Annotated in this window: 26 protein-coding genes and 1 riboswitch; of the genes, 24 read left to right on the forward strand and 2 right to left on the reverse strand. The window is 28.0% G+C overall.

Translation table 11 applies throughout. The features are described 5' to 3' along the window. Positions 1–307: 307 nt before the first annotated feature. From BLS77_RS13680 to BLS77_RS13755, 16 genes are all read left to right on the forward strand, one after another. Positions 308–1,741 (forward strand): potassium/proton antiporter, encoded by a 1,434-nt coding sequence (locus BLS77_RS13680; RefSeq protein WP_089970981.1) that lies wholly within the window; start codon positions 308–310, stop codon positions 1,739–1,741. A 14-nt stretch (positions 1,742–1,755) separates the two neighbouring features. After that, entirely contained in the window at positions 1,756–2,850 is a 1,095-nt protein-coding gene (locus BLS77_RS13685) for an iron-containing alcohol dehydrogenase family protein (RefSeq protein ID WP_089970983.1), read from the forward strand. A 110-nt stretch (positions 2,851–2,960) separates the two neighbouring features. Next, a riboswitch (cobalamin riboswitch) is annotated at positions 2,961–3,135 on the forward strand. 168 nt (positions 3,136–3,303) lie between these two features. After that, positions 3,304–4,125, forward strand: coding sequence for a sirohydrochlorin cobaltochelatase (locus BLS77_RS13690; protein ID WP_089970985.1), 822 nt, complete (start codon positions 3,304–3,306; stop codon positions 4,123–4,125). Between the two features lie 135 nt (positions 4,126–4,260). Continuing rightward, on the forward strand, positions 4,261–5,580 hold the full coding sequence (locus tag BLS77_RS13695; protein ID WP_089970990.1) for a cobyrinic acid a,c-diamide synthase CobB: 1,320 nt from the start codon (positions 4,261–4,263) through the stop codon (positions 5,578–5,580). Between the two features lie 103 nt (positions 5,581–5,683). Further along, a complete protein-coding gene (locus BLS77_RS13700; protein ID WP_089970993.1) occupies positions 5,684–6,307 on the forward strand; it encodes a precorrin-8X methylmutase in 624 nt (207 codons plus the stop codon). A gap of 55 nt (positions 6,308–6,362) precedes the next feature. Next, positions 6,363–7,481 (forward strand): cobalt-precorrin-5B (C(1))-methyltransferase CbiD, encoded by a 1,119-nt coding sequence (cbiD, locus tag BLS77_RS13705; protein ID WP_089970996.1) that lies wholly within the window; start codon positions 6,363–6,365, stop codon positions 7,479–7,481. 80 nt (positions 7,482–7,561) lie between these two features. After that, the gene (gene cbiE, locus BLS77_RS13710; protein WP_089970998.1) at positions 7,562–8,167 is read left to right on the forward strand and encodes a precorrin-6y C5,15-methyltransferase (decarboxylating) subunit CbiE; all 606 of its coding nucleotides are present in this window, start codon (positions 7,562–7,564) and stop codon (positions 8,165–8,167) included. A 59-nt stretch (positions 8,168–8,226) separates the two neighbouring features. Beyond that, the gene (gene cbiT / locus BLS77_RS13715) at positions 8,227–8,817 is read left to right on the forward strand and encodes a precorrin-6Y C5,15-methyltransferase (decarboxylating) subunit CbiT (protein WP_089971001.1); all 591 of its coding nucleotides are present in this window, start codon (positions 8,227–8,229) and stop codon (positions 8,815–8,817) included. Beyond that, positions 8,817–9,482: a cobalt-factor II C(20)-methyltransferase gene (locus BLS77_RS13720; RefSeq protein WP_089971004.1), complete on the forward strand. Its 666-nt coding sequence runs from the start codon at positions 8,817–8,819 to the stop codon at positions 9,480–9,482. Before cbiT ends, BLS77_RS13720 begins: the two co-directional genes overlap by 1 nt. 8 nt (positions 9,483–9,490) lie before the next feature. Then, positions 9,491–10,243, forward strand: coding sequence for a precorrin-4 C(11)-methyltransferase (gene cobM / locus BLS77_RS13725; RefSeq protein WP_089971006.1), 753 nt, complete (start codon positions 9,491–9,493; stop codon positions 10,241–10,243). Between the two features lie 2 nt (positions 10,244–10,245). Beyond that, positions 10,246–11,226 carry a cobalt-precorrin 5A hydrolase gene (gene cbiG / locus BLS77_RS13730; RefSeq protein ID WP_089971009.1) on the forward strand — a complete coding sequence of 327 codons (981 nt, stop codon included), beginning with the start codon at positions 10,246–10,248 and terminating at the stop codon, positions 11,224–11,226. Between the two features lie 30 nt (positions 11,227–11,256). Then, the gene (cobJ, locus tag BLS77_RS13735; protein ID WP_089971012.1) at positions 11,257–11,988 is read left to right on the forward strand and encodes a precorrin-3B C(17)-methyltransferase; all 732 of its coding nucleotides are present in this window, start codon (positions 11,257–11,259) and stop codon (positions 11,986–11,988) included. Next, positions 11,988–12,767, forward strand: a complete 780-nt coding sequence (locus BLS77_RS13740; RefSeq protein ID WP_089971015.1) for a cobalt-precorrin-6A reductase — start codon at positions 11,988–11,990, stop codon at positions 12,765–12,767. The genes cobJ and BLS77_RS13740 overlap by 1 nt, the downstream gene beginning before the upstream one ends. A 69-nt stretch (positions 12,768–12,836) precedes the next feature. Next, positions 12,837–13,568 (forward strand): energy-coupling factor ABC transporter permease, encoded by a 732-nt coding sequence (locus BLS77_RS13745; RefSeq protein ID WP_089971019.1) that lies wholly within the window; start codon positions 12,837–12,839, stop codon positions 13,566–13,568. Further along, on the forward strand, positions 13,568–13,855 hold the full coding sequence (locus BLS77_RS13750; protein ID WP_089971022.1) for an energy-coupling factor ABC transporter substrate-binding protein: 288 nt from the start codon (positions 13,568–13,570) through the stop codon (positions 13,853–13,855). Before BLS77_RS13745 ends, BLS77_RS13750 begins: the two co-directional genes overlap by 1 nt. Continuing rightward, entirely contained in the window at positions 13,824–14,513 is a 690-nt protein-coding gene (locus BLS77_RS13755) for an energy-coupling factor transporter transmembrane component T family protein (RefSeq protein ID WP_089971025.1), read from the forward strand. The genes BLS77_RS13750 and BLS77_RS13755 overlap by 32 nt, the downstream gene beginning before the upstream one ends. A 151-nt stretch (positions 14,514–14,664) precedes the next feature. Here the strand turns inward: BLS77_RS13755 and BLS77_RS13760 are convergent, their stop codons facing one another. Further along, on the reverse strand, positions 14,665–15,228 hold the full coding sequence (locus BLS77_RS13760) for a C40 family peptidase (RefSeq protein ID WP_089971028.1): 564 nt from the start codon (positions 15,226–15,228) through the stop codon (positions 14,665–14,667). 158 nt (positions 15,229–15,386) lie between these two features. Beyond that, on the reverse strand, positions 15,387–16,073 hold the full coding sequence (locus BLS77_RS13765) for an HD domain-containing protein (RefSeq protein WP_089971030.1): 687 nt from the start codon (positions 16,071–16,073) through the stop codon (positions 15,387–15,389). 169 nt (positions 16,074–16,242) lie between these two features. Here BLS77_RS13765 and BLS77_RS13770 point away from each other — a divergent pair, with 169 nt between their 5' ends. From BLS77_RS13770 to BLS77_RS13800, 8 genes are all read left to right on the forward strand, one after another. Then, on the forward strand, positions 16,243–16,659 hold the full coding sequence (locus tag BLS77_RS13770) for a DUF3785 family protein (protein ID WP_089971033.1): 417 nt from the start codon (positions 16,243–16,245) through the stop codon (positions 16,657–16,659). 59 nt (positions 16,660–16,718) lie between these two features. Further along, positions 16,719–16,853, forward strand: coding sequence for a clostri-philic family protein (locus tag BLS77_RS20585; RefSeq protein WP_253197792.1), 135 nt, complete (start codon positions 16,719–16,721; stop codon positions 16,851–16,853). Between the two features lie 231 nt (positions 16,854–17,084). Next, positions 17,085–17,768, forward strand: a complete 684-nt coding sequence (locus BLS77_RS13775; protein ID WP_089971036.1) for a peptidylprolyl isomerase — start codon at positions 17,085–17,087, stop codon at positions 17,766–17,768. A 159-nt stretch (positions 17,769–17,927) separates the two neighbouring features. Beyond that, entirely contained in the window at positions 17,928–18,353 is a 426-nt protein-coding gene (locus BLS77_RS13780; protein ID WP_089971039.1) for a DUF3783 domain-containing protein, read from the forward strand. A 139-nt stretch (positions 18,354–18,492) separates the two neighbouring features. Further along, on the forward strand, positions 18,493–19,146 hold the full coding sequence (locus BLS77_RS13785) for an ABC transporter ATP-binding protein (RefSeq protein ID WP_089971041.1): 654 nt from the start codon (positions 18,493–18,495) through the stop codon (positions 19,144–19,146). Then, entirely contained in the window at positions 19,147–19,893 is a 747-nt protein-coding gene (locus BLS77_RS13790; RefSeq protein WP_089971044.1) for an ABC transporter permease, read from the forward strand. It begins immediately after the preceding gene. 238 nt (positions 19,894–20,131) lie between these two features. Further along, complete coding sequence (locus tag BLS77_RS13795; protein ID WP_089971046.1) at positions 20,132–20,719, forward strand: TetR/AcrR family transcriptional regulator; 588 nt, start codon at positions 20,132–20,134, stop codon at positions 20,717–20,719. 253 nt (positions 20,720–20,972) lie between these two features. Beyond that, a partial coding sequence (locus BLS77_RS13800; protein WP_139164847.1) for a YhgE/Pip domain-containing protein occupies positions 20,973–21,706 on the forward strand: 734 nt, incomplete at its 3' end.

A 21,706-nucleotide genomic window follows, 5' to 3' on the forward strand; every position in this document is an offset into this window, starting at 1 on the left:
GCCTGAAATAGCTAAGAATATTGAAGAATATTTATCAAGAACTTAAAAGATGATTATTATAGATAATGGTGGATAAGTTGATGATTTAAAGGTAATTAAGAATGTAAGTAGTATAATTTTCTAGTTGCTAGAAGCAATAAATTCTTTAATGGGAATAAATTTTATAGCATTAGATATTTTAAAAACATTAAGAAATGTATAGTTTAGGATGGAAAAACATATTACTAATACTATTACTATCAGTAATAGTATTCAGATGATATAAGCCATTTTACAAAAGAAAAAATAAATTTTAGAGGTGATTAAATTGATAGAAATAATGATTATTTGTGCATTGATATTGTTGATATGTATAACTTCTACAAAATTACTATATAAGTTTGGAGTTCCAATATTATTAATATTTATTGTATTAGGAATGTTATTTGGTTCAGATGGAATTGTTGGAATATATTTTAATAATTATGAACTAACAAAAGATATATGTTCATTTGCATTAGTATTTATAATGTTTTTTGGAGGGTTTAGTACAAACTGGAAAATGGCTAAACCAGTTGCACTGCAATCTGTAATGATGTCTACAGTAGGTGTTATTATTACAGCGACACTTACAGGACTTTTTTGTTTTTTTGTTTTTAAAACAACTTTATTAGAAGGTTTACTTATAGGGTCTATAGTTGCGTCCACAGATGCAGCAGCTGTATTCGCAATTTTAAGATCACAAAAGCTTAATTTAAAAGGATCACTAGCTTCAATATTAGAAATTGAGAGTGGAAGTAATGATCCAATTGCGTATATGCTTACAGTTATTATATTACAATTAATAGTTGGTGGTGGTGCTGGTTTAATATTACCACTTCTTATAAGCCAAATTTCAATTGGAATAATAACAGGAGTGTTGTTAGGTAAGTTAACTACTTATTTATTGAGACGTGTGAATTTTGAAATAGAAGGGTTCTATATAATTTTCGTTGCAGCAATAGCAGTACTTTCTTATGCAGTAAGTGAGTACTTTGGAGGTAATGGGTATTTAAGTGTGTACTTAGCTGGGATTATAATTGGAAACTGTAAAATTCCGCATAAGAAGAGTTTAATACATTTCTTTGATGGTATATCATGGATTATGCAAATAACATTATTTTTCATGTTAGGATTATTAGCATTTCCATCACAAATACCTAGTGTTGCATTTAAAGGAATATCAATATCATTATTTATGATCATAATTGCAAGACCAGCTGCAACCTTTAGTATCCTTAGCTTTTTTAAAGTACCAGTTAAGGAAAAATTATTTATATCATGGGTTGGACTTAGAGGCGCGGCTTCCATAGTTTTTGCAATTTATGCAGTTACAGATGGAGCACCAATAGATAATGATATATTTCATATAATATTTTTCATAGCATTATTTTCTGTTGCAGTACAAGGAACATTATTACCAAAGGTTGCACAAAAGCTAGATCTTGTTGATAATGATTCACCAGTTCTAAAAACATTTAATGACTATGAAGGCGAGGAAGCAAATAGACTTATGGAAGTTATTATTAATGAGAAAAGTGAATGGGCAAATAAAACTATTATGGATGCAGACATACCAGAAGAGATATTTGTTGTTATGATAAAGCGTAATAGTGATGTTGTAATACCAAAAGGATTTACAAAAATAATGGTGGGAGATATTTTAGTTTTAACCTCACATAATTTTGATGAAATAAGTAATATTCTCAATGATAAAAAATAGGGGGAAGAATTAAAATGAATTTTGAGTATTTTATGCCAACAAGAATTTTAGTAGGTAAGAATATAATTGTTAATAATTATAATGAGTTTAAAAGCTTTGGGAAAAAGGCTTATATAATAACGGGGAGAAACTCCTCTAAAATAAATGGATCTTTAGATGATGTAGTTAAGGCTTTAGAGTTTGCAAATATTGAATATGTTATATTTAGTGAAGTAGAAGAAAATCCATCTTTAGAAACTATTGAAAAAGCAGCTGAAATTGGGAAAAGAGAAAAAGTTGATTTTATTATAGGAATTGGTGGAGGCTCACCAATAGATGCATCTAAGGTAATTGCTATTATGATAAAAAATAAAGAGTTAACTAAGGATACTATTTTACAATCTGGAAAACTATGTGCTTTAGATGTTATAGCAGTTCCAACAACTTCAGGTACAGGAACTGAAACAACTCAATATGCAATAGTTACAGATAATAAGAATAAGACAAAGGTTAATTTTGGACAAGAGGTATTTCCTAAAATAGCATTCTTAGATGAAACTTATACTCAACATATGAATCTAAAAACAACACTAAATACAGCTATAGATTCACTATCACATATAGTAGAAGGTTATTTAAATGTAAATGCTAATATTATTACAGATGCTTTAGCAGAAAAATCAATTAAGCTATGGAGTGAATGTATAGAAGAATTAATATCAGGAGAAATAAGTTGTGAAATTAGGCAAAAATTAATGATAGCATCAACAATGGCGGGAATAATAATTGCTCAAACAGGAACATCACTTCCTCATGGAATGGGTTATCCATTAACATATTTTAAAAATATACCACATGGTTTAGCTAATGGATGTCTTTATATTGAATATTTAAAAGTGTTTAAAAATAGAGAAAGAGTAGAAAATATATATAAGCTATTAGGTTTAAAGTCACATAGTGAATTAGAAAACTTATTATCTAAATTTACAAAATTAGATATAGAAATAAGTGAGGAGGAAATAAAAATATACACAGATGCTATGTGGGAAAACAAAGCTAAATTAAAAAATCATCCAGAAAATATATCTTATGAAGAATTATATAATATATATTATAGAAGTCTAAAATAGATATAGATAAAGCTATAAGATGATTATGAAGATATTTTAAATTGTATTTGAAATAAAAATATAATAATACCTTGAATAATATAGAGTATTAATATATTATTATTATAACAACAGAATATTTAATTTTAGGTTTTTTAATTAAAAGGGAAAATGGTTAAAATCCATTACAGCCCCCGCTACTGTAAAGGGAGACGAATCTCTAAGATATCCACTGGCCAAAAGGTTAGGAAGGAAGAGAGGAGGATGAACCCAAGTCAGGAGACCTGCCTAATAATTATATGCTATCCTTCGGTGGGAAGGACAATAGCAAGAGAATATTGTTGAATTTTTTTGAACATATTTCTTGTTTTTTGTCGTGTAAATTTACAGCACCCCTACCAAGGTTATGGTAGGGGTGTTTTTTGATTGTTATTTATTTTACTATGACTTAAGTAAAAAATTAGGAGTGATACTATGGATAAAGCTATATTAGTAGTAAGTTTTGGTACAAGTTATTTAGATGCATTAACGAATTCTATTGAAAGAATAGAAAATAAAATACAAGAAGAATTTGGTGAATATAAAATTAGTCGTGCTTTTACATCACATAAAATAATTAAAAAATTAAAGGAAAAGCATAATATAGAGGTTGATACGCCAAGTGAATCTTTAGATAAGCTATTAGCGCTTGGTATAGAAGAGGTTATAGTACAACCACTTCATATGATAGCAGGAGAAGAATTTACATATATAAAGAATGTAGTAAATAAATATAGTGATAAATTTAAAAGTATAAATTTAGGTAGACCAATATTTTATTATCAAGGTATTGAAGAACTTCCACAGGATTATAGTTTATTTATTGAAAGTGTTAAAGAAATACTAGATAAGAAGGAAAATTTGATTTTGTTTGGGCATGGAACTGCAAATCCATCTAATTCAGCATATGGCTGTTTGCAAACGGTATTACAAGATGAAGGTTACGATAATGTATTTGTTGGAACTGTTGAAGGATATCCAAGTTTTGATAGTGTACTTAAGAGAGTTAAGAAAAGAAATATAAAGGAAGTTACATTAATACCACTTATGGTTGTTGCAGGTGATCATGTTAAAAATGATATGGCTTCAGAAAAGGCTGATTCATGGAATTCAATGTTTAAAGCAGAAGGAATAGATGTGAAATTACATCTTAAAGGCTTAGGTGAAATAGACAGCTTTAACGAATTATATATACAACGTATTAAAGATGTTATAGCTGGAAAGATGAAAGGTATAGGAGAAACCAAGAAAGCTTAGGAGTTAAAAGAAGGTAGATGAGAATCTGAGTAATTATTTTTAAAAAGACTTTGGGAAATTAGAAATATGAAAATAAATGGACTAGCATACTTGACTTGCTATTTATTTTACAATGCCTAAAGAGAGGTGAATTATATGAAAAGTTTAATAATATCATCAAATCGTAGTGGTGGTGGTAAAACTACTTTTACATTAGGATTAATGAAAGCTTTAAAAAATAGAGGATATGATATACAAGGATATAAAGTAGGACCGGATTATATAGATACAGGATTTCATAGTGAAGTAATAGGAAAATCATCAAGAAATTTAGATTTACACCTTATGGGTGAAGATGGACTAAAAGCAAGTTTTTCAAGAGGAACTGGGGAACTTGGAATTATAGAAGGTGTAATGGGTTTATATGATGGCATAGGAATTACAGAAGAGGGATCAACATATGAAGTTGCAAAGGTTTTAGATAATTCACCAATTATATTAGTAGTTACACCAAAAGGACAAAGTGTTACATTATGCGCAGAAATTAATGGGTTAAAAGATTTTAGAAATGCAAATGTAGTTGGAGTGGTAATAAACTCAGTTTCAGAAAAATACTATAGTCTTTTAAAATCAGCTATAGAGTTAAACTGTAATGTTAAAGTTTTTGGGTATGTACCAAAAGAAGAAAAAATAAGACTAGAAAGTAGACATCTAGGATTAGTTCAAAGTGTTGAAATAGATAATCTTTTAGAGAAAATAGAAATATGTGCAAATCTAATAGAAGAACATATAGATCTAGATTCTTTAATAGATAGTTTTAAGGACATGCCAGAATACGAAGATAAGTTCCATTTAAAAAATCAAGGATTAAAAATAGCAGTAGCTTATGATGAAGCTTTTAGATTTTATTATAAAGAGAATTTAGAATTATTAGAAGAAATAGGAGAAATTATATATTTTAGTCCAATGCATGATAAGAAGCTTCCAGAAAATATAGATTTTTTATATTTAGGAGGGGGATATCCAGAGGTATTTAAAGAAAAGTTAGAAGCAAATATAGCTATGAGAGAAAGCATAAAATTAGCTTTAGATAACAATCTTAAATGTTATGCAGAATGTGGTGGATTAATGTATCTTACTGAAAAAATAAATGGAAATGAAATGGTGGGTTTCTTTACTGGATATAGTGAAATGACAAAGGGACTAAAGCGGTTTGGATATGCCACTGTATTAATGGAAAATGAAGAAACTAAGGAACAAATTAAAGTGAATTGTCATGAATTTCATAAGTCTGATGTTAAATTACTTGAAAGTACAAGTTATATTGTGGAAAAAAAGGCTTGGACTGGGGAAAACTTAACGTGGACCTGTGGATATAAAAAGAAAAATACTTTAGCAGGATATCCACATATACATTTTATAGGTAATTTAGAGTTTTTAAAAGTTTTAGTTGGCTATGATAGTTCTATAAAATAAAGAATGTTTGTTTTATAGAATCATGTTGAATATAAGGCATCATAAAAAATGCTAGTATCTAGAGTTAGATTGAGAATTTAAAATAGAAAGGAGTTTGAGTTTAATGAAATATATTAAACAACCTATGGATATTGAAAAAAGAAGTTTTGAAATAATTGGAGAAGAATTAGGAGAACATTCATTTACAGATGAAGAATTATTAGTTGTTAAAAGAGTTATACATACAACTGCTGATTTTGAATATAAAAATTTAATTGAAATAAGCCCAGATGCGATAAAGACAGCAAAAGAAGTTTTGAAAAATGGGGCAATGATTTATACAGATACAAATATGGCACTTTCAGGAGTTAATAAAAGAGGTTTAAATCAAGTTAATGGCAAAATAATTTGTTATGTTAATTTAGAAGAGGTTCACATAGAAGCTAAGGAAAGAGAAATAACAAGATCAATGGCAGCGGTAGAAAAGGCTTGTAATGATAATGTTGATATATTTGTTTTTGGAAATGCACCAACAGCTTTATTTAGATTAAAAGAATTAATAAAAGAGGGCAAAGCAAATCCTAAATTAATAATAGCAGTACCAGTAGGATTTGTAGGAGCAAGTGAAAGCAAAGAAAATATGAGTGAATTAAATATACCATATATAACAGTAAATGGACGAAAAGGTGGAAGTGGAGTAGCAGCAGCTATTGTAAATGCTCTTATTTATATGGTCACAGATAGATAAATTGGAAATGAAAATGGAAGAAATTACACCCCAGGGGTGAAAAGAGGTGGATAAAATGGAGAACATTACACCGGGTGGGTGCAACTTAGATTTATATGTAGAAACTGGTGGTAAAAGATTAAGATGTGGATACACTACTGGTTCATCTGCAACAGCAGCAGCCAAAGCTGCTACATCAATGTTATTTAATAATGTTGAAATAAGAGAAGTTACTATAAATACACCTAAAGGAATAGATATTTCACTTAATATAACTTCAATAGTAAAAAAAGAAGGGTATGTTGAGTGTTGTGTTATTAAAGATGGTGGAGACGATATAGATGCAACTACAGGAATTGAGATATGGGCTAGGGCAGAAAAAATTAAGAATGGATTTATCCTTGAAGGTGGAGAAGGTGTTGGCAAAGTTACTTGTGATGGGCTATTCGTTAATAAAGGTGAAGCTGCTATAAACCCAGTTCCAAGACAAATGATAGAAAGAGAAGTTACATCAGTTCTACAAAATGATGAAGGTGTTAAAATAACTATTTTTGTTCCAGAGGGAAAGGAAGTAGCTAAAAAAACATTTAATCCAAGACTTGGAATAATTGATGGGATTTCAATACTTGGTACTACAGGAATTGTATATCCAATGTCAGAAGATGCCCTTAAAGCATCTATTAAATTAGAAATTAATCAAAGATCTCTAAATAGTAAGCACTTAGTATTAACTTTTGGAAATATGGGAGAAAGATATTCAAAAGAGTTAGGACTTAATAAAAGTGATGAAAATAATATAGTTATTATTTCAAATTATGTAGGATTTGCCTTAGAGTGCTGTGTAATATCAAAGGTTGAATCTATTACTTTAGTAGGACATATAGGTAAAATGAGCAAAATTGCATATGGATGTTTTAATACACATAGTAGATTATCAGATATAAGATTGGAAGTTATAGCATTAGAACTAGCATTACTTGGTCATCCAATAGAACTAGTTAATAAAGTTTTAAAAGAAAAGACTAGTGAAGGGGCGGTTAAGCTTTTAGGCGAAGGCTATGAACAATTATATAAAAATATAGGTAAAAAAATTAAAGACAGATTAGAGTTATATACCTATGGTGAAATTAAATCTAATGTTGTAATGTATTATGGTTCTTCCAACGGAACTACTTTATGGAACTCATATAAGTAGTAAGAAAGTGAGTAGGGAATGATAAGCTATGAACGCTGTAAGTAACAATAGATATAAAAGCTAAGGAGGTGAGTGAAAAAATGTTATATATAGTAGGAATAGGACCGGGGAATAAAGAGTATATATTGCCAAAAGCAGTAAGTGTATTAAATAAATGCAATATTATTTTAGGATTTTCTAGAGCTATTGAATCAATAGATTATATAGAAAGCGAAAAAATAATAATAAATTCATTAGAAAAGATACTTAATGCTTCAAATGAATATAAACAAGAGGATGTTGCAATCGTTGCCTCAGGAGATCCTACTTTTTATGGAATAACTAACTACTTTAAAAAAAATTATATAGGTGATATAAAAGTAATACCAGGAATAAGTTCATTTCAATATTTAACATGTAAACTTAATATGGCTTGGAACAATGCTTTCTTAGGAAGTCTTCATGGTAGGGAAGAAGATTTTATAGAAAATGTGAGAAGGTATAAAATATCAATTTGGTTAACTGATAAAAAAAATAACCCAGCAAAATTAAGTGGTATTCTTATAAAAGAATCAATAGATTGTAATGTTATTGTTGGGGAAAACTTGTCTTATGAAAATGAGGTTATAACACAAGGATCACCAAAGGATTATATAGGTAATGAATATAGTGATTTAAGTATTTTAATAGTAGAAAATTTAAATTAAAGCATTGATGAGTATTGATAGTTATTTATTTAGAGATGCCTAAAAGGGAAGGGGAAGAAATGGTTTTTATAAATGATGAAGAGTTCATAAGAGGAACGTGTCCTATGACAAAAAAGGATATTAGAATTCTTACTATTTCAAAGTTGAATTTAGAGGAAACATCTAATGTTTTAGATATTGGCAGTGGAACTGGAAGTGTTACTGTTCAATGTGCAAAAATAGCAAATAAGGGTATGGTATATGCAGTTGAAAAAGATGATGAAGCTTTTAACGTAACAAATAGTAATGTAGAAAAATTTGAATGTAATAACGTAAAAGTCTCAAAATGTGAAGCAAAAAAATATTTAGAAAATTTATTACAAGAAAGTGAAAATAAAGCAACATTTGATTCAATATTCATTGGAGGAAGTGGTGGAAACTTAGAAGAGTTGATTTTTTTAAGTGATAAATTATTAAAGACTAAAGGTACACTTGTAATGAATTTTATAACTTTAGATAATGCATATAAGGGAATAGAATTTATTAAGACTCTTAATTACAGTGTGGATATATCTTTAGTAAACATTAGCAATAATAGAGGCGAAACTTATATGATGATAGCAAAAAATCCGATCTTTATAATCGAATGTAGAAGGAAAGAGGTAAAATAATGGCAATTTTATATGGTATAGGCGTAGGGCCTGGAGATCCAGAACTTTTAACAATAAAGGCAGTAAGAACAATAGAAAAATGTGATGTAATTGTAGCACCAGCTGCAGCAGATGGAGGAATCAGCATAGCCCTTGAAACAGCAAAAGAATATATAAAAGAAGGAACTGAAGTAATTACTAAACATTTCCCAATGGGTGGAAGTGAAAGAATGCAAAAGGTAGGAGAAATATATACATTAATAGAATCAAAATTAAAAGAAGGTAAAAATGTAGTGTTTCTAACAATAGGAGATCCATACGTGTATAGTACATATATTCATTTATTAACATACATAGAGGATCATGGATTTAATGTGCAAACAGTTCCAGGAATAACATCATTTTGTGCTGCAGCTAGTATTGTAAATAGGACATTAGTTGTAGGAGATGAGCCTTTATTAATTATTCCAGGATCAAGAGTGGAAGATATAAAAGATGAGAAGTATGTAGTAATAATGAAAATGTATAAGCATGAAGAGAATATTATAAGAGTTTTAGAAGAAAAAGGTTTTGATTATGTTTATGTAAGTAGAGCTGGAAGAGAAGGCCAAAATATATTAAAAGATAAAGAAAAAATATTGCAAGAAAGAGACTATATGTCCCTAATACTTGCGAGTAAGGAATAGGTGAAGAGATGGTTTATTTTGTAGGAGCAGGCCCAGGTAGTGCAGATTTAATAACAATAAGAGGTAGAGATGTAATTACTAAAGCAGATGTAGTTATATATGCAGGTTCTTTAGTTTCAAAAGAGCATTTAACTTTTTGCAAAGAAGGTGCAGAAATTCATAATTCAGCTAGCATGACATTAGAAAATGTAATTGAAGTAATGAAAAAAGCTAGTGATGAAAATAAGATTATAGTGAGATTACATACAGGAGATCCATCAATATATGGAGCAATAAAAGAACAAATGGATGAACTTGATAAATTTAATATTAATTATGAAGTTGTTCCAGGTGTAAGTTCATTTACAGCAGCTGCCGCTGCAATAAAAAAAGAATTTACCCTTCCATCAGTAACACAAACGGTAATACTTACAAGAGTTGAAGGTAGAACTCCAGTACCAGAAGGTGAAAATTTAGAAAAGCTAGCTTCAATAGGTGCATCAATGGCAATATTTTTATCTATATCAATGATGGAAAAAGTTGTTGCAAATCTTAGAAATGGATATAAAAGAAATGTACCTATAGCAGTTGTAGAAAGAGCAACCTGGGAAGATGAAAGAGTTATTTTTGGAACTTTAGATGATATAACTGAAAAAGTTAAAATTGCAGGAATTAAAAAATGTGCTCAAATATTAGTAGGAGATTTTATAGATTGTGAATATGAAAAAAGCCTTTTATATGATAAGAGCTTTACGCATATGTACAGAAATGCTGAGGATTAATTATGATAGGAATAATTAGCGTAACAGAAAAAGGTGATGTCTTAGCAAGAAAATTAGCAAAATCATTAAATGGAACACTATATTTAAAAACAGAAATAGAAGATTTCAAATTATCCAAATTAACTGAAGAGGCTATGCAAATACATAAAGGTGTTATCTTTATAAGTTCTACAGGAATAGCAGTTAGAGCTATTGCTCCTTATTTAAAAGGTAAGGATAAAGACCCTGGTGTAGTAGTTGTTGATGTTTCAAATAATTATACAATAAGTTTAATATCAGGGCATATAGGTGGGGCTAATGATTTAGCAATAAATGTTTCAGAAATATTAAATAATACACCAATAATAACTACTGCTACTGATAATTTAGGTGTTGTGGCTCCAGATGTTATAGCAGTAAAAAATTCCTTGGTTATAGAAGATTTAAAAAAAGCAAAAACAATAGCGAGCTTGTTAGTTAAAGGAGAAATTATAGGGTTTAAAGATGATAAAAACTTGATAAATACTCCAAGTGGATATAATGAAATAAAAAACTTAGAAGAAAACTCAGTATGGGTTACTAATAAAATATCAGCAAATAATAATTTAGATGATAAAAAAATATTAAGGTTAATAAGAAAAGACATAGTTTTAGGTATAGGATGTAGACGCGGAATTGAAAGCGAAAGATTAGAGGATTTTGTTATAAAAACTTTATATGATAATAATATTGATCCTAAAGCTGTACTTAAAATAGGGTCAATAGAAATAAAAAAAGATGAAAAAGCAATTAATGATTTGAAAAACAAATTAGAATGTCCATTTGAAACATTTACTAAAAATGAGATATTAAAAATTCATAACAAATTTGAAGGCAGTGATTTTGTTGAAAAAACTTTAGGGGTAAGAGCAGTATGCGAACCTTCAGTGGAACTTATGGGTGGAAATATAATAATATCTAAAATAAAATTCAATGGAATGACTTTATCAATAGGTCAAGTTTAAGTAATATTTAAAAAAACAGGAGGGATTTACATGGGAAAATTATATGTAATAGGAATTGGCCCAGGAGGGCTTGATCATATAACATTAAAAGCAGCAAAAGCTATAGAAGAAAGTGATATTGTAGTTGGGTACACAAAGTATTTAGAAATGATAAAACCATTAATAGAAAATAAAGAGGTATATTCAACAGGAATGAGAGGCGAAGAAAAAAGATGTGAAGAGGCGCTAAGGCTGTCAGTAGATAAAACAGTAGCTTTAGTAAGCACTGGTGATTCTGGAATATACGGTATGGCTGGGCTAATTTTAGAAATGAAAAAAGATGAAAATGTTGAAATTATTCCAGGTATAACAGCTTCAAGTGCAGCAGGCGCAGTAGTAGGGGCTCCACTTATGCACGATAACTGTAATATAAGCTTAAGTGACTTAATGACACCATATGAAGAAATAAAAAAAAGAGTATCATTAGCTGCAGAAGGGGATTTTGTAATATCTTTATATAATCCTAAAAGCAAAGGAAGACCTGGTTATTTAAGAGAATGTATAAATCTTATAAAAGAGCATAGAGGGAATAATACGCCAATAGCAGTAGTTAGAAATGCTCTAAGAGATGATCAGAGCTATGCACTATGTACTTTAGAAAATTTTAATGATGAAATAGTAGATATGTTCTCAATTGTTATAATTGGTAACTCTAAGAGCTATATAAAAAATGGGGTATTTATAACACCTAGAGGATATAAGTTAAATAGGGAAGAAGCTTAATGATAGGATTTATACTTGGAACATCTGAGGGGAAAAAGTTTTTATCATTAATAAATGAATATACTGAAGATATTATAGTGTCTACAGCTACTGAATATGGTGGGGAACTTTTAAGTGATTATAAAGTAAAGCATATAAATACTAAACCTTTAGATAAAGATGGATTAAATAAATTAATTAAAGATTTTAATATAAAGGTTTTAGTAGATGCATCTCATCCTTATGCAGAAATTGTAAGCAAAAATGCTATGGAAAGTTGCAAGGAATCTAATATAGAGTATATAAGATATGAACGGTTAGGTGTTCTTAGTAAAGAAAATAGCAAAAATATTATAAGGGTGAAAAGTTACGAAGAACTAGAAACTGTTATTAATAATATCCCGGGAAATATATTGAATACTACAGGTAGCAAAAATATAGGGAAAATATTAAGACTTAATATAGAAAATAGGGTTATTCATAGAATTCTACCATCTTGGCAAATTCTCAAAGAAGTATTAGAACTTGGAGTTGAAGTTTCAGATGTTGTAGCAATTAAAGGACCAATAGGGTATGAGTTAAATAAAGGATTTATATATCAAGATAATATTAAAGCAATTATAACTAAAGATAGTGGTGTTCAAGGTGGAGTTTTAGAAAAACTTAAAGCTACAACTGATACTAATATCAAATTAATAGTTATAGAGAAAACTAGAATAGAATATGGGCAAGTATTTAACAAAGAGGAAGAGATAGTTAATTATTTAAAAATAAAGTATAAGGCACTTTTAAAAAAATAATAGACTAATTTATGAGTCTATTATTTTTTCAAGTTCCTAAAATAAAAAAATACTAAGGGGGATAAATTCATGAAAGATAAAAAAATATTATATTTAGGGTTTATTTTAGCATTAAGCTTTAGTATTCCATTTAACGCCAGTGCAATGCATATAGCAGAGGGGTACTTATCTTTAAATTGGTGTGTTTTCTACTTTATACTATCAGCACCATTTATATATTTAAGCGTTATAGCTATAAGAAAAGTTGTTAAAAAGAACAGCGAACTTAAAATGCTTTTAGGTTTAATTGGAGCTTATGTATTTATGTTGTCAGCATTAAAGCTACCATCTGTTACAGGAAGTTCTTCACATCCAACAGGAACAGGCCTTGGAGCTATAGTATTTGGACCTATAGTGATGGTAGTAATATCTTTAGTAGTATTACTATTCCAAGCATTATTACTTGCACATGGGGGGATAACAACTTTAGGAGCAAATGTAGTATCAATGGGAATAGTAGGACCTTTTGTTGCCTATGGAATTTTTAGATTATTTAAAAATAAAAACAAAACACTAGCGGTGTTTTTAGCAGCAACCCTTGGAGATTTAGCAACATATGTAGTAACATCAGGACAATTAGCACTAGCATACCCATCAGGTGATGGTGGAGTTTTAACTTCATTTATTAAGTTTGCAGGTATATTTGCAATTACTCAAATACCACTTGCAATAGTTGAAGGGCTTGTATCAGTTATGATATATGAGTTTATAATGAAGCATTGTAAAAGTGAATTAGTAGATTTAGAGGAGGCTTTAATTTAATGAGTAAAAAAAATGTTGTAATTATATTAATATGTATAGCATTAATAATAGCACCATTTTTCTTAAATAAGAATGGGGCATTTGAAGGTGCAGATGGACAAGCGGGAGATTTGATAACAGAAATAAATGCAGATTATGAACCTTGGTTTGAAAGTTTATGGACACCACCATCAGGAGAAGTAGAAAGCTTTCTATTTTCAATGCAAGCAGCACTTGGAGCAGGGTTTATAGGATATTATATAGCAAAGAAAAAGTATGATAAGACTAATAAATCTATACGCTCTTAATAGCAAATATGCAAAAGTGCACCCATTAGAAAAAGTATTGTTAGTTTTTATATCATTAATAAGTTGTAGTTATACTGAAAATATATACTTAATAATGCTAAATATAATATTTTTCAGCATATTAAGTATTAACGCAAAAAATCCATTTAATATGATTAAAAAATTTTTATCAATAGTAATTATTTATTCAATTTTCACAACTATTACTCTAATGTTTACTTATGATGTTAAATATATAATAGTTCTATTATTAAGAGGGGTAAATGGAGGGCTTACTATTAGCTTTTTAGCATTAACAACTCCATTAAACCATATAGTATATTTAATGAGTAGGAATAATTTAACTAGAGAAATAGCTGATATAGCTAAATCTATGGAAACTTTTATATTAGTAATAGAAAAAGATTTTGACGTGACCTTTAAAGCTATGAAAAGCAGAGGTGGTTTTGGTAGTTTTAAGAAAAGTATAAAAGATTTTGCTAAAGTTTGTTCAATTGTAATGAGAAATTTATTTTTTAGATGGAAAGAGATAAGTGAAGGGTTAAAAAATCGTTGTTACAATGGGAAATATAATTATAATTATATTTTCAATATTAGTAAAAAAAGAGTTTTACTGATATTGTTTTATGGGATAGTAGTTCTAATAATTATAATTTAATTAGGGGTAATCATACCTTGGATTATTATTTTTTTAGAGTCATTATCAAAATAAATCAAAAAAATCGCCTATTATTATGATAGTTTAAATCATAATAATAGGCGATTATTTATTTCTAACTAATTTTCAATTTTAGTTAGAAATAAATTTGCTAGCTTACAACTGAATAATCATTATCTGAGTAAACAGTATAATTAGAAGCAAGACCTTCATAAATAAATTCTTTATTTTCTATTTTCATTAAATCACTAGGTTTAATAAATTGTGGAGTTTTATCAGTTTCATAAATACCGCTATTGATTAAAAGTTGTGAAATAAATTCAGAACAGAAATAGTAGTTGTCACGTATAATGGTTTTATCAAGTTGCATCGCTATTAAACCAATAAAATTATATCTATATTTTCGTTTTTCAGAGAAGAAAAGCTTAAGCTCGTCTACTAATAGCTTGTGTTGTTCTTCAGTAATATCTATCTTATATATTAAACACTTTGTATTCGTAAATTTTTTATAAACTCCACCATGAAGATTTTCTTCAACTAGGCCACCTATTATAGGATTACTAGTGAAAACTCTTCCAAATGAGTACATCTTACTAAAGGTATCATCAAAGCTTAGTGATACATGTACATAGTCATCTTTAGTTATATTATTAATACATTTTGATAATAAGGTTCCTGTATTAGAAAAAACTAAATAAATATATTTATTTTTCATATTTATAAATCATCCCCCGATAACTTTTTATAACTACATGTTATTAATAAATTATAACGTATAAATCTTAATTTATCCTTAAGATTATATAAAAAATATTTAAATATTTTTTTGTGCAATTATTGTATTAAAATACAATTAAAGAAATTTATATTAAATTATATATTTTCAACCAATTTGTAATAAATACCCTTAAATTTAAATTCAGTTTTTAATATTTCTTGAGCTTCTAAAAAAGGTTTCATAATAACAACTTTACTTTCTTCAAGATAAAATTTAGCATATCCATTAGTTCCATACTTCTCAGTTAAATGAGAATAGATTCGTATATATCTTTTTTCTTCACATAAGTCTGAATAATATTTTAAAGTGAAATTATAACATCTAATAATCATATCAAAAATATCTGTAGTTCTATCTGCATCAGAAACTATTAATCCGTAAATAGTTTTTGGCTTTTCAATATTAGATGCTCTATGCTGTTCACACGCTTGACCCATAATACTAATTTGTTCAGTAGAAAACCACTTTAATAAATTTAAATCAGTTATTAAGATTTCTTTCGAATGTATATGATGAGTTTCTCTATTCTTTGTAAGACCTAGGTCGTGATAAATAGCAATTACTAATATCATAGATTCATTTAAGTTATAGAACTTTGAAAGCTTTAGAGATGAATCTATAACCGTAGAGATATGTTTTATACTATGTCCTTTATCAAAATTATTATATATATCTAATATAGAGTTAAACAAATAATTATTTAAATCTAAAGGGATTTTATTTTCTATAATATGTATACTTTCTTGGCAAAGTTGTAATTTTACTTTATCTAAATTATTCATAGAACCTCCTGAAAAATTACTCTTAATAATAGACATTATATATTATAATAAAAACAATTTAAATATGATTTTTACAGGAATTTATTTTCCTTATGTGTTAAAATAGGTAAAGATATTAATTAAATAGACGATAAAATTATTATGCTATATATAAGAGAGGATGATTTAAATGTCATATAAATTTACATTTGAAGAAAAAGAATATGATTTAAATGAAGAAAAATTAGTAGGATTTTTTAATGATGAAGAAAATGAAATTTTGGGAATAGATGAAAATAAAATTTTAGATATGTTAAATAACAGTACTGAAGTAGATTTTGAAAAGACTTATTATAAAGAGGTTTGTGAAAATTGTCTAGCTGGTAAGGCAGAAAAGAAAAAAGTTTTTGATTATCTAGAATATTACTTTTATGTTTATAGTAAAAATGGAACTTATGTCTCAAGTAACATAAGCAATGAATATGATGGATTAAGCTTTACAAGACTTGAAAGACAAAAAACAGTAGATACAAGTTATATTGTTACAATTAATGTATGTGCACATTGTGGAGATTTTACCATAGAAATAGAGAAATTCGAACTTTAAAATATGAATTAAATCTTTCTATAAGTACAAACTATTTATAGAAAGGATGTGATTTAATTATGGGAAAACCATTTGTTAGTAATCCAATGCAAAAGGGTGAAAGAAGACAAAGAATAAAGAAAAAACAAAATGATGTAGGAAACGATAAGAATGTTTCAGAATACAAAGATTTTGATGGAAATCCTATAAAGTAATCATTACAATCAATTACGTTCTTTAGTTAGATAGTAGGAAAAGTTATCTAGCTAAAAAACAAAATATTTATATTTAGAAGATAGGTAGTTAGTATAATATAATTGGTGAATTATCCAGTTATAAATACAAACTACCTATTTTTTTAGATGGATAAATTATTATACTTTAAACTTATGTTGAGCTAAGTTATAATTATGTAAATACATTAATAATAAAAGGTGGGAATTTTTATGAAAAAAAGGTCATTAAGTAAATATTTAAAATTAATAATTTTAGCAGTTGCTATGAGTTCATTAGTTTTAGTTGGATGTGGGGCAAATAAGAAAAATGAAAGTGCATCTAATGGATCCAGTAATAATGAAGTAGTAGAGAATAAAGGTACAACAGATGAAACTTTGCCTGTTGCAACTATAGTAGTTAAAGGTATGGGAACTATTAAGGCTGAGCTATATCCAAGCGTAGCTCCAAATACAGTAAATAATTTTATAGAGCTATCTAATAAAGAGTTTTATAATGGGTTAATATTTCATAGGGTAATTGAAAATTTCATGATTCAAGGTGGTGACCCAAAAGGAAGTGGCCAAGGTGATCCTGGATATGCTATAAAAGGTGAATTTTCAGGTAATGGATTTGAAAACAGCCTAAAACATACAAAAGGTGTTTTATCAATGGCAAGAGCAAAAAGTGCAGATTCAGCAGGAAGTCAGTTCTTCATAATGAGCGAAGATAATAAGAGTTTAGACGGAGAGTATGCAGCCTTTGGAAGAGTTATAGAAGGATTAGATGTTGTTGATGCTATTAAGGTAGTAAAGACAGGAGCTAATGACAAACCTAAGAAAGACGTTATAATTGAATCAATTACAGTTGATACTAAAGGAAAAACTTATAGTGAAGCTGAAAAAATAGTAAAATAGACTGGAAAAATTGAAACATATGTAAAGCTGGAACTTCGTTTAAATATCTAAAATCATTTTTTAATAATAGGTAGTGTTGAAAATTAAAGAAATAAGTGATAGAATTTATTTATGTTTATTAATAATAATTATTATTAGACAATAAAGGGAGTGATTTAAATGTCATTTGAGAAGATAGATATTAATAATAAAGAAACAGTTAGTGGAAGAAATTGTATAATAATATATAATTTTAATAGTAAAGAACTTAAATCTATTAAAAATTATGCGAATATATTAGGAATTAAAGATCATATAATAATTTCATCAAAAGATGCTGAATCAATAATTAAGGATGTTTTAGAAAATAATTTAGTTTCAAATTGTGAAGATGGTATTAAACAAAAAGCTTTAATTTTCAATGCAATATCACCTGCAAAAATGAATATGTTCATAGAAAACTTAAAAAAAATAAAAATTAACAATATACTAAAAGCAGTAGTGACAGAGACTTCGAAAGACTGGACTGTTAATACAGTAATAAGTAACCTAGTAGCAGAACGTATAGCAATGAAAACTGGTAAAGATATAGAACATACATTATAATTTTACATTTAAAACAAAAAAAGTCCAATTAGTAAGAAATGCTAATTGGACTTTTAAACTATAAATTATATTTAAAAAAATAATTCATTAGTTTTTAGTAATATAGGGTATAAGAAGATTAAAGAGGTGAAATATTAGTATGAAAATATTAGAAGTGAAAAATATTACATATAGTGCTAATAATACACAGATACTAAAGGGAATATCTTTAGATATAAATAAGGGCGATTGTGTATCAATAGTAGGATCATCAGGAAGTGGGAAAAGTACTCTTTTGAAACTGTGCTCTGATTTAATTCCATTAGAAAGTGGCGAAATATTGTATAAAGGAAAAAATTATAATAATTATGATTCACTAGAGTTACGTAGGGAAATAAGTTATTGTGTACAAAGTGCTTATTTATTCGGAGAAACTGTTTACGATAATTTAGAATTTCCGTTTATTGTACGAAATGAGAATGTAAATGAGGGCAGGCTTAATGATTTATTAAGAATGTTTAATTTGGACAAAAGTTTCTTAAAAAAAGATATAAACTCATTATCTGGAGGAGAAAGACAAAGGATATCACTTATAAGAAATTTAATTTATACTCCAGAAGTTTTATTGCTAGATGAAGCTACATCAACCTTAGATGAGGACAATGTAAAGAATGTAGAAAAAATTATTAATGATATTAATAATAACGGGGTTACAGTTATATGGATTACTCATAGCTTAGAACAAAGCCAAAAAACTTTTAATAGAAGAATTATAATGAAAGATGGAAGAGTACTAAAGGAGGAAGAACTTTAAATGAGCACAACATCATTAGTAATAGCATCATTATTACTTACTATTCCAATATTTATATCATATAAGGAACATTTAGGGTTAGAAAAGGAAATTATAATTAGTTCATTAAGAGCATTGGTTCAATTAATAGTAGTTGGATATATTTTAGATATTATATTTGGATTTGAAAATCCTATATTCACAATTTCATTAGTTTTAGTAATGATAATTAATGCCGCTTTAAACACTAAAAAAAGAGGGTCGGGTATTAAAAATGTAGTTTGGATATCATTTATATCAATAGCTGTAGGAACTACAATAATAATGACAGTTTTAATAATTTCAGGAGCAATAAATTTTAAACCTAGTGAAGTTATACCAATAGCAGGAATGGTAATTAGCAATTCAATGGTTGCTATTGGATTAAGTTATAGAAACTTAAATGCTAGTTTCAAAAGTAGACGAGGTGAAGTTGAGGTAAAGTTATCTCTTGGAGCAGATGTAAATGTAGCCTCGAAAAGTATAATAAGGGATAGCATAAAAATATCTATGCTTCCAACTATAGATTCTGCAAAAACTTTAGGAATAGTAGCACTTCCGGGAATGATGACAGGTTTAATTTTAGCAGGCAAATCTACACTTGTTGCAATAAAGTTTCAAATAATGGTTACGTTTATGATTTTATCATCATCGTCAATAGCAACTATAATAGCGACATATATGTCCTATAGAAACTTCTTTAATAAAAGAAAGCAATTAAAAATATAAAGAGATACATTTTAAAGTAAAGTTAGTCACTTGGAAAAAATACATATGTTGCATTATGTTAATGAAGTGTTATAATTGATTTATAATTAGACTGACCGGTCAGCAAAACAAGTTTTAAAGTGTTGAGACACTTTTTAAAAATAAATAAGAGAGGGGGGAGTTACGTAAAAAGGATAAAATTATAAAACTTAAAAGTGATTTAGTGTATAATTTTATAAAGTTTACGTAACGTTTTAATATGAATAAAACAAAAAAAGCTATTTTTGACTCTGCAATAAAGGTTTTTTCAAGCTACGGATATGAAGGGGCAACAGTAGAAGAAGTTGCAATTAATGCTGGTGTTGCCAAGGGAACTTTATATTATCACTTTAAAGGTAAAGAGGATTTATTTAACTTCATAATTAAAGAGGGAATAAATTTTATAAAAGAAGAAGTTTTGGAAGCTGTAATAGGGATAAAAGATCCAATAGAAAAAATGAAAATATCTGCAACGGTTCAGTTAAAATATGTTTATGAAAATAAGGACCTATTTAGGGTAATAATGAGCCAAATGTGGGGAATAGCAAGTAGACATAAGGAAATGAGGGAGCAGGTTAAAACTTTAATTAATATTACTACAGTTGGATTTGATGAAGTTATAGCAGAAAAGCATAGTAAAGGTTTAAATTCTGAAATTTTAGGATATTCATTTATAGGAGTATTATTCTCATCAGCTTTATATGAAATTATAAACGAAGGTCAATATGATCATGATGAAATTGTTGAAAAATTTATGAATCAAGTTAGATACGGAATACAATTGAAAGAAGATAAAATTTTTAATTAGAAATTTTTTAAAAGTAATCAATTAATATACATAGAAATTTGAATTGTTATTTTTTGAATACTTCCAAATATCTTATAGTTATTTTTTAAATTTAATGCGTACTAAGAAGTTAATCTCAAAGATTAGCTTTTTTTTTGTTAAATAAATGTTAAATAAATATTAAATTTTAAAAATAGTATTGACTAGTCAGTACAAAAAGAGTATTATCAATAATATAAACTGACTACCCAGTACAAAGATGGAGAGTGATTAAATGAATTTTCTAAAAATCGCTGGAAATGATATTAAAAGTATTTTTAAAAATAGGTTTATAAGAGTTTCAGTTATAGCAATTATTATTGTTCCGCTATTATACTCTTTACTATATTTAGATGCCTTTTGGGATCCATATTCCAGACTAAGTAAAATGCCAGTTGCAGTGGTTAATCTTGATGAGGGAAGTAGTTTAGATGGTAAAAATGTAAACTACGGACAAGATGTAGTAGACAACCTGAAAGAAGATGAAAGTCTAGGATGGAAGTTTGTTACAGAGGAACAAGCAGATAAAGGACTTGAGGGAGATGATTATTACGCTAAATTCGTAATACCAAAAAATTTCTCAAGTAGTACACTTGCAGCAAAAGAAGGAGCACCTCAAGTTGCAGATTTAAAATTTGTATGTAACGAAAAGAAAAATTTCTTAGCTTCACAAATAAATTCTAAGGTAGAAGGATTACTTAAGGAGCAAATAACTAGTACTATATCTAACCAATATCTAACTGTAGCTTTTGAAAAGTTATATGAGGTAAAGGATGGAATGGTCCAAGCAGCAGATGGAAGTAAACAAATTTATGATGGTATGGCTCAGTTAAATGAAAAAGTACCAATGCTTGAAGATGGAACTAAAAAATTAGCAGATGGTTCATCACAATTAAATGATGGACAAGGAAAGTTAAACAATGGAGTTTCAGCAATATCAACAGGTCTTGGAACTTTAAGTGGTAAAAT

It is taken from the genome of Clostridium gasigenes (assembly GCF_900104115.1).
In the GTDB taxonomy this organism is placed as follows: Bacteria; Bacillota; Clostridia; order Clostridiales; family Clostridiaceae; genus Clostridium; species Clostridium gasigenes.

What these genes read in the sequence shown, in the direction of transcription:
- BLS77_RS13685 (WP_089970983.1), top strand. Translation starts at nt 1,756, where the DNA reads ATGAATTTTGAGTATTTTATGCCAACAAGAATTTTAGTAGGTAAGAAT.
- BLS77_RS13690 (WP_089970985.1), top strand. Translation starts at nt 3,304, where the DNA reads ATGGATAAAGCTATATTAGTAGTAAGTTTTGGTACAAGTTATTTAGAT.
- BLS77_RS13695 (WP_089970990.1), top strand. Translation starts at nt 4,261, where the DNA reads ATGAAAAGTTTAATAATATCATCAAATCGTAGTGGTGGTGGTAAAACT.
- BLS77_RS13700 (WP_089970993.1), top strand. Translation starts at nt 5,684, where the DNA reads ATGAAATATATTAAACAACCTATGGATATTGAAAAAAGAAGTTTTGAA.
- cbiD (WP_089970996.1), top strand. Translation starts at nt 6,363, where the DNA reads ATGGAGAACATTACACCGGGTGGGTGCAACTTAGATTTATATGTAGAA.
- cbiE (WP_089970998.1), top strand. Translation starts at nt 7,562, where the DNA reads ATGTTATATATAGTAGGAATAGGACCGGGGAATAAAGAGTATATATTG.
- cbiT (WP_089971001.1), top strand. Translation starts at nt 8,227, where the DNA reads ATGGTTTTTATAAATGATGAAGAGTTCATAAGAGGAACGTGTCCTATG.
- BLS77_RS13720 (WP_089971004.1), top strand. Translation starts at nt 8,817, where the DNA reads ATGGCAATTTTATATGGTATAGGCGTAGGGCCTGGAGATCCAGAACTT.
- cobM (WP_089971006.1), top strand. Translation starts at nt 9,491, where the DNA reads ATGGTTTATTTTGTAGGAGCAGGCCCAGGTAGTGCAGATTTAATAACA.
- cbiG (WP_089971009.1), top strand. Translation starts at nt 10,246, where the DNA reads ATGATAGGAATAATTAGCGTAACAGAAAAAGGTGATGTCTTAGCAAGA.
- cobJ (WP_089971012.1), top strand. Translation starts at nt 11,257, where the DNA reads ATGGGAAAATTATATGTAATAGGAATTGGCCCAGGAGGGCTTGATCAT.
- BLS77_RS13740 (WP_089971015.1), top strand. Translation starts at nt 11,988, where the DNA reads ATGATAGGATTTATACTTGGAACATCTGAGGGGAAAAAGTTTTTATCA.
- BLS77_RS13745 (WP_089971019.1), top strand. Translation starts at nt 12,837, where the DNA reads ATGAAAGATAAAAAAATATTATATTTAGGGTTTATTTTAGCATTAAGC.
- BLS77_RS13750 (WP_089971022.1), top strand. Translation starts at nt 13,568, where the DNA reads ATGAGTAAAAAAAATGTTGTAATTATATTAATATGTATAGCATTAATA.
- BLS77_RS13755 (WP_089971025.1), top strand. Translation starts at nt 13,824, where the DNA reads ATGATAAGACTAATAAATCTATACGCTCTTAATAGCAAATATGCAAAA.
- BLS77_RS13760 (WP_089971028.1), bottom strand. Translation starts at nt 15,228, where the DNA reads ATGAAAAATAAATATATTTATTTAGTTTTTTCTAATACAGGAACCTTA.
- BLS77_RS13765 (WP_089971030.1), bottom strand. Translation starts at nt 16,073, where the DNA reads ATGAATAATTTAGATAAAGTAAAATTACAACTTTGCCAAGAAAGTATA.
- BLS77_RS13770 (WP_089971033.1), top strand. Translation starts at nt 16,243, where the DNA reads ATGTCATATAAATTTACATTTGAAGAAAAAGAATATGATTTAAATGAA.
- BLS77_RS20585 (WP_253197792.1), top strand. Translation starts at nt 16,719, where the DNA reads ATGGGAAAACCATTTGTTAGTAATCCAATGCAAAAGGGTGAAAGAAGA.
- BLS77_RS13775 (WP_089971036.1), top strand. Translation starts at nt 17,085, where the DNA reads ATGAAAAAAAGGTCATTAAGTAAATATTTAAAATTAATAATTTTAGCA.
- BLS77_RS13780 (WP_089971039.1), top strand. Translation starts at nt 17,928, where the DNA reads ATGTCATTTGAGAAGATAGATATTAATAATAAAGAAACAGTTAGTGGA.
- BLS77_RS13785 (WP_089971041.1), top strand. Translation starts at nt 18,493, where the DNA reads ATGAAAATATTAGAAGTGAAAAATATTACATATAGTGCTAATAATACA.
- BLS77_RS13790 (WP_089971044.1), top strand. Translation starts at nt 19,147, where the DNA reads ATGAGCACAACATCATTAGTAATAGCATCATTATTACTTACTATTCCA.
- BLS77_RS13795 (WP_089971046.1), top strand. Translation starts at nt 20,132, where the DNA reads ATGAATAAAACAAAAAAAGCTATTTTTGACTCTGCAATAAAGGTTTTT.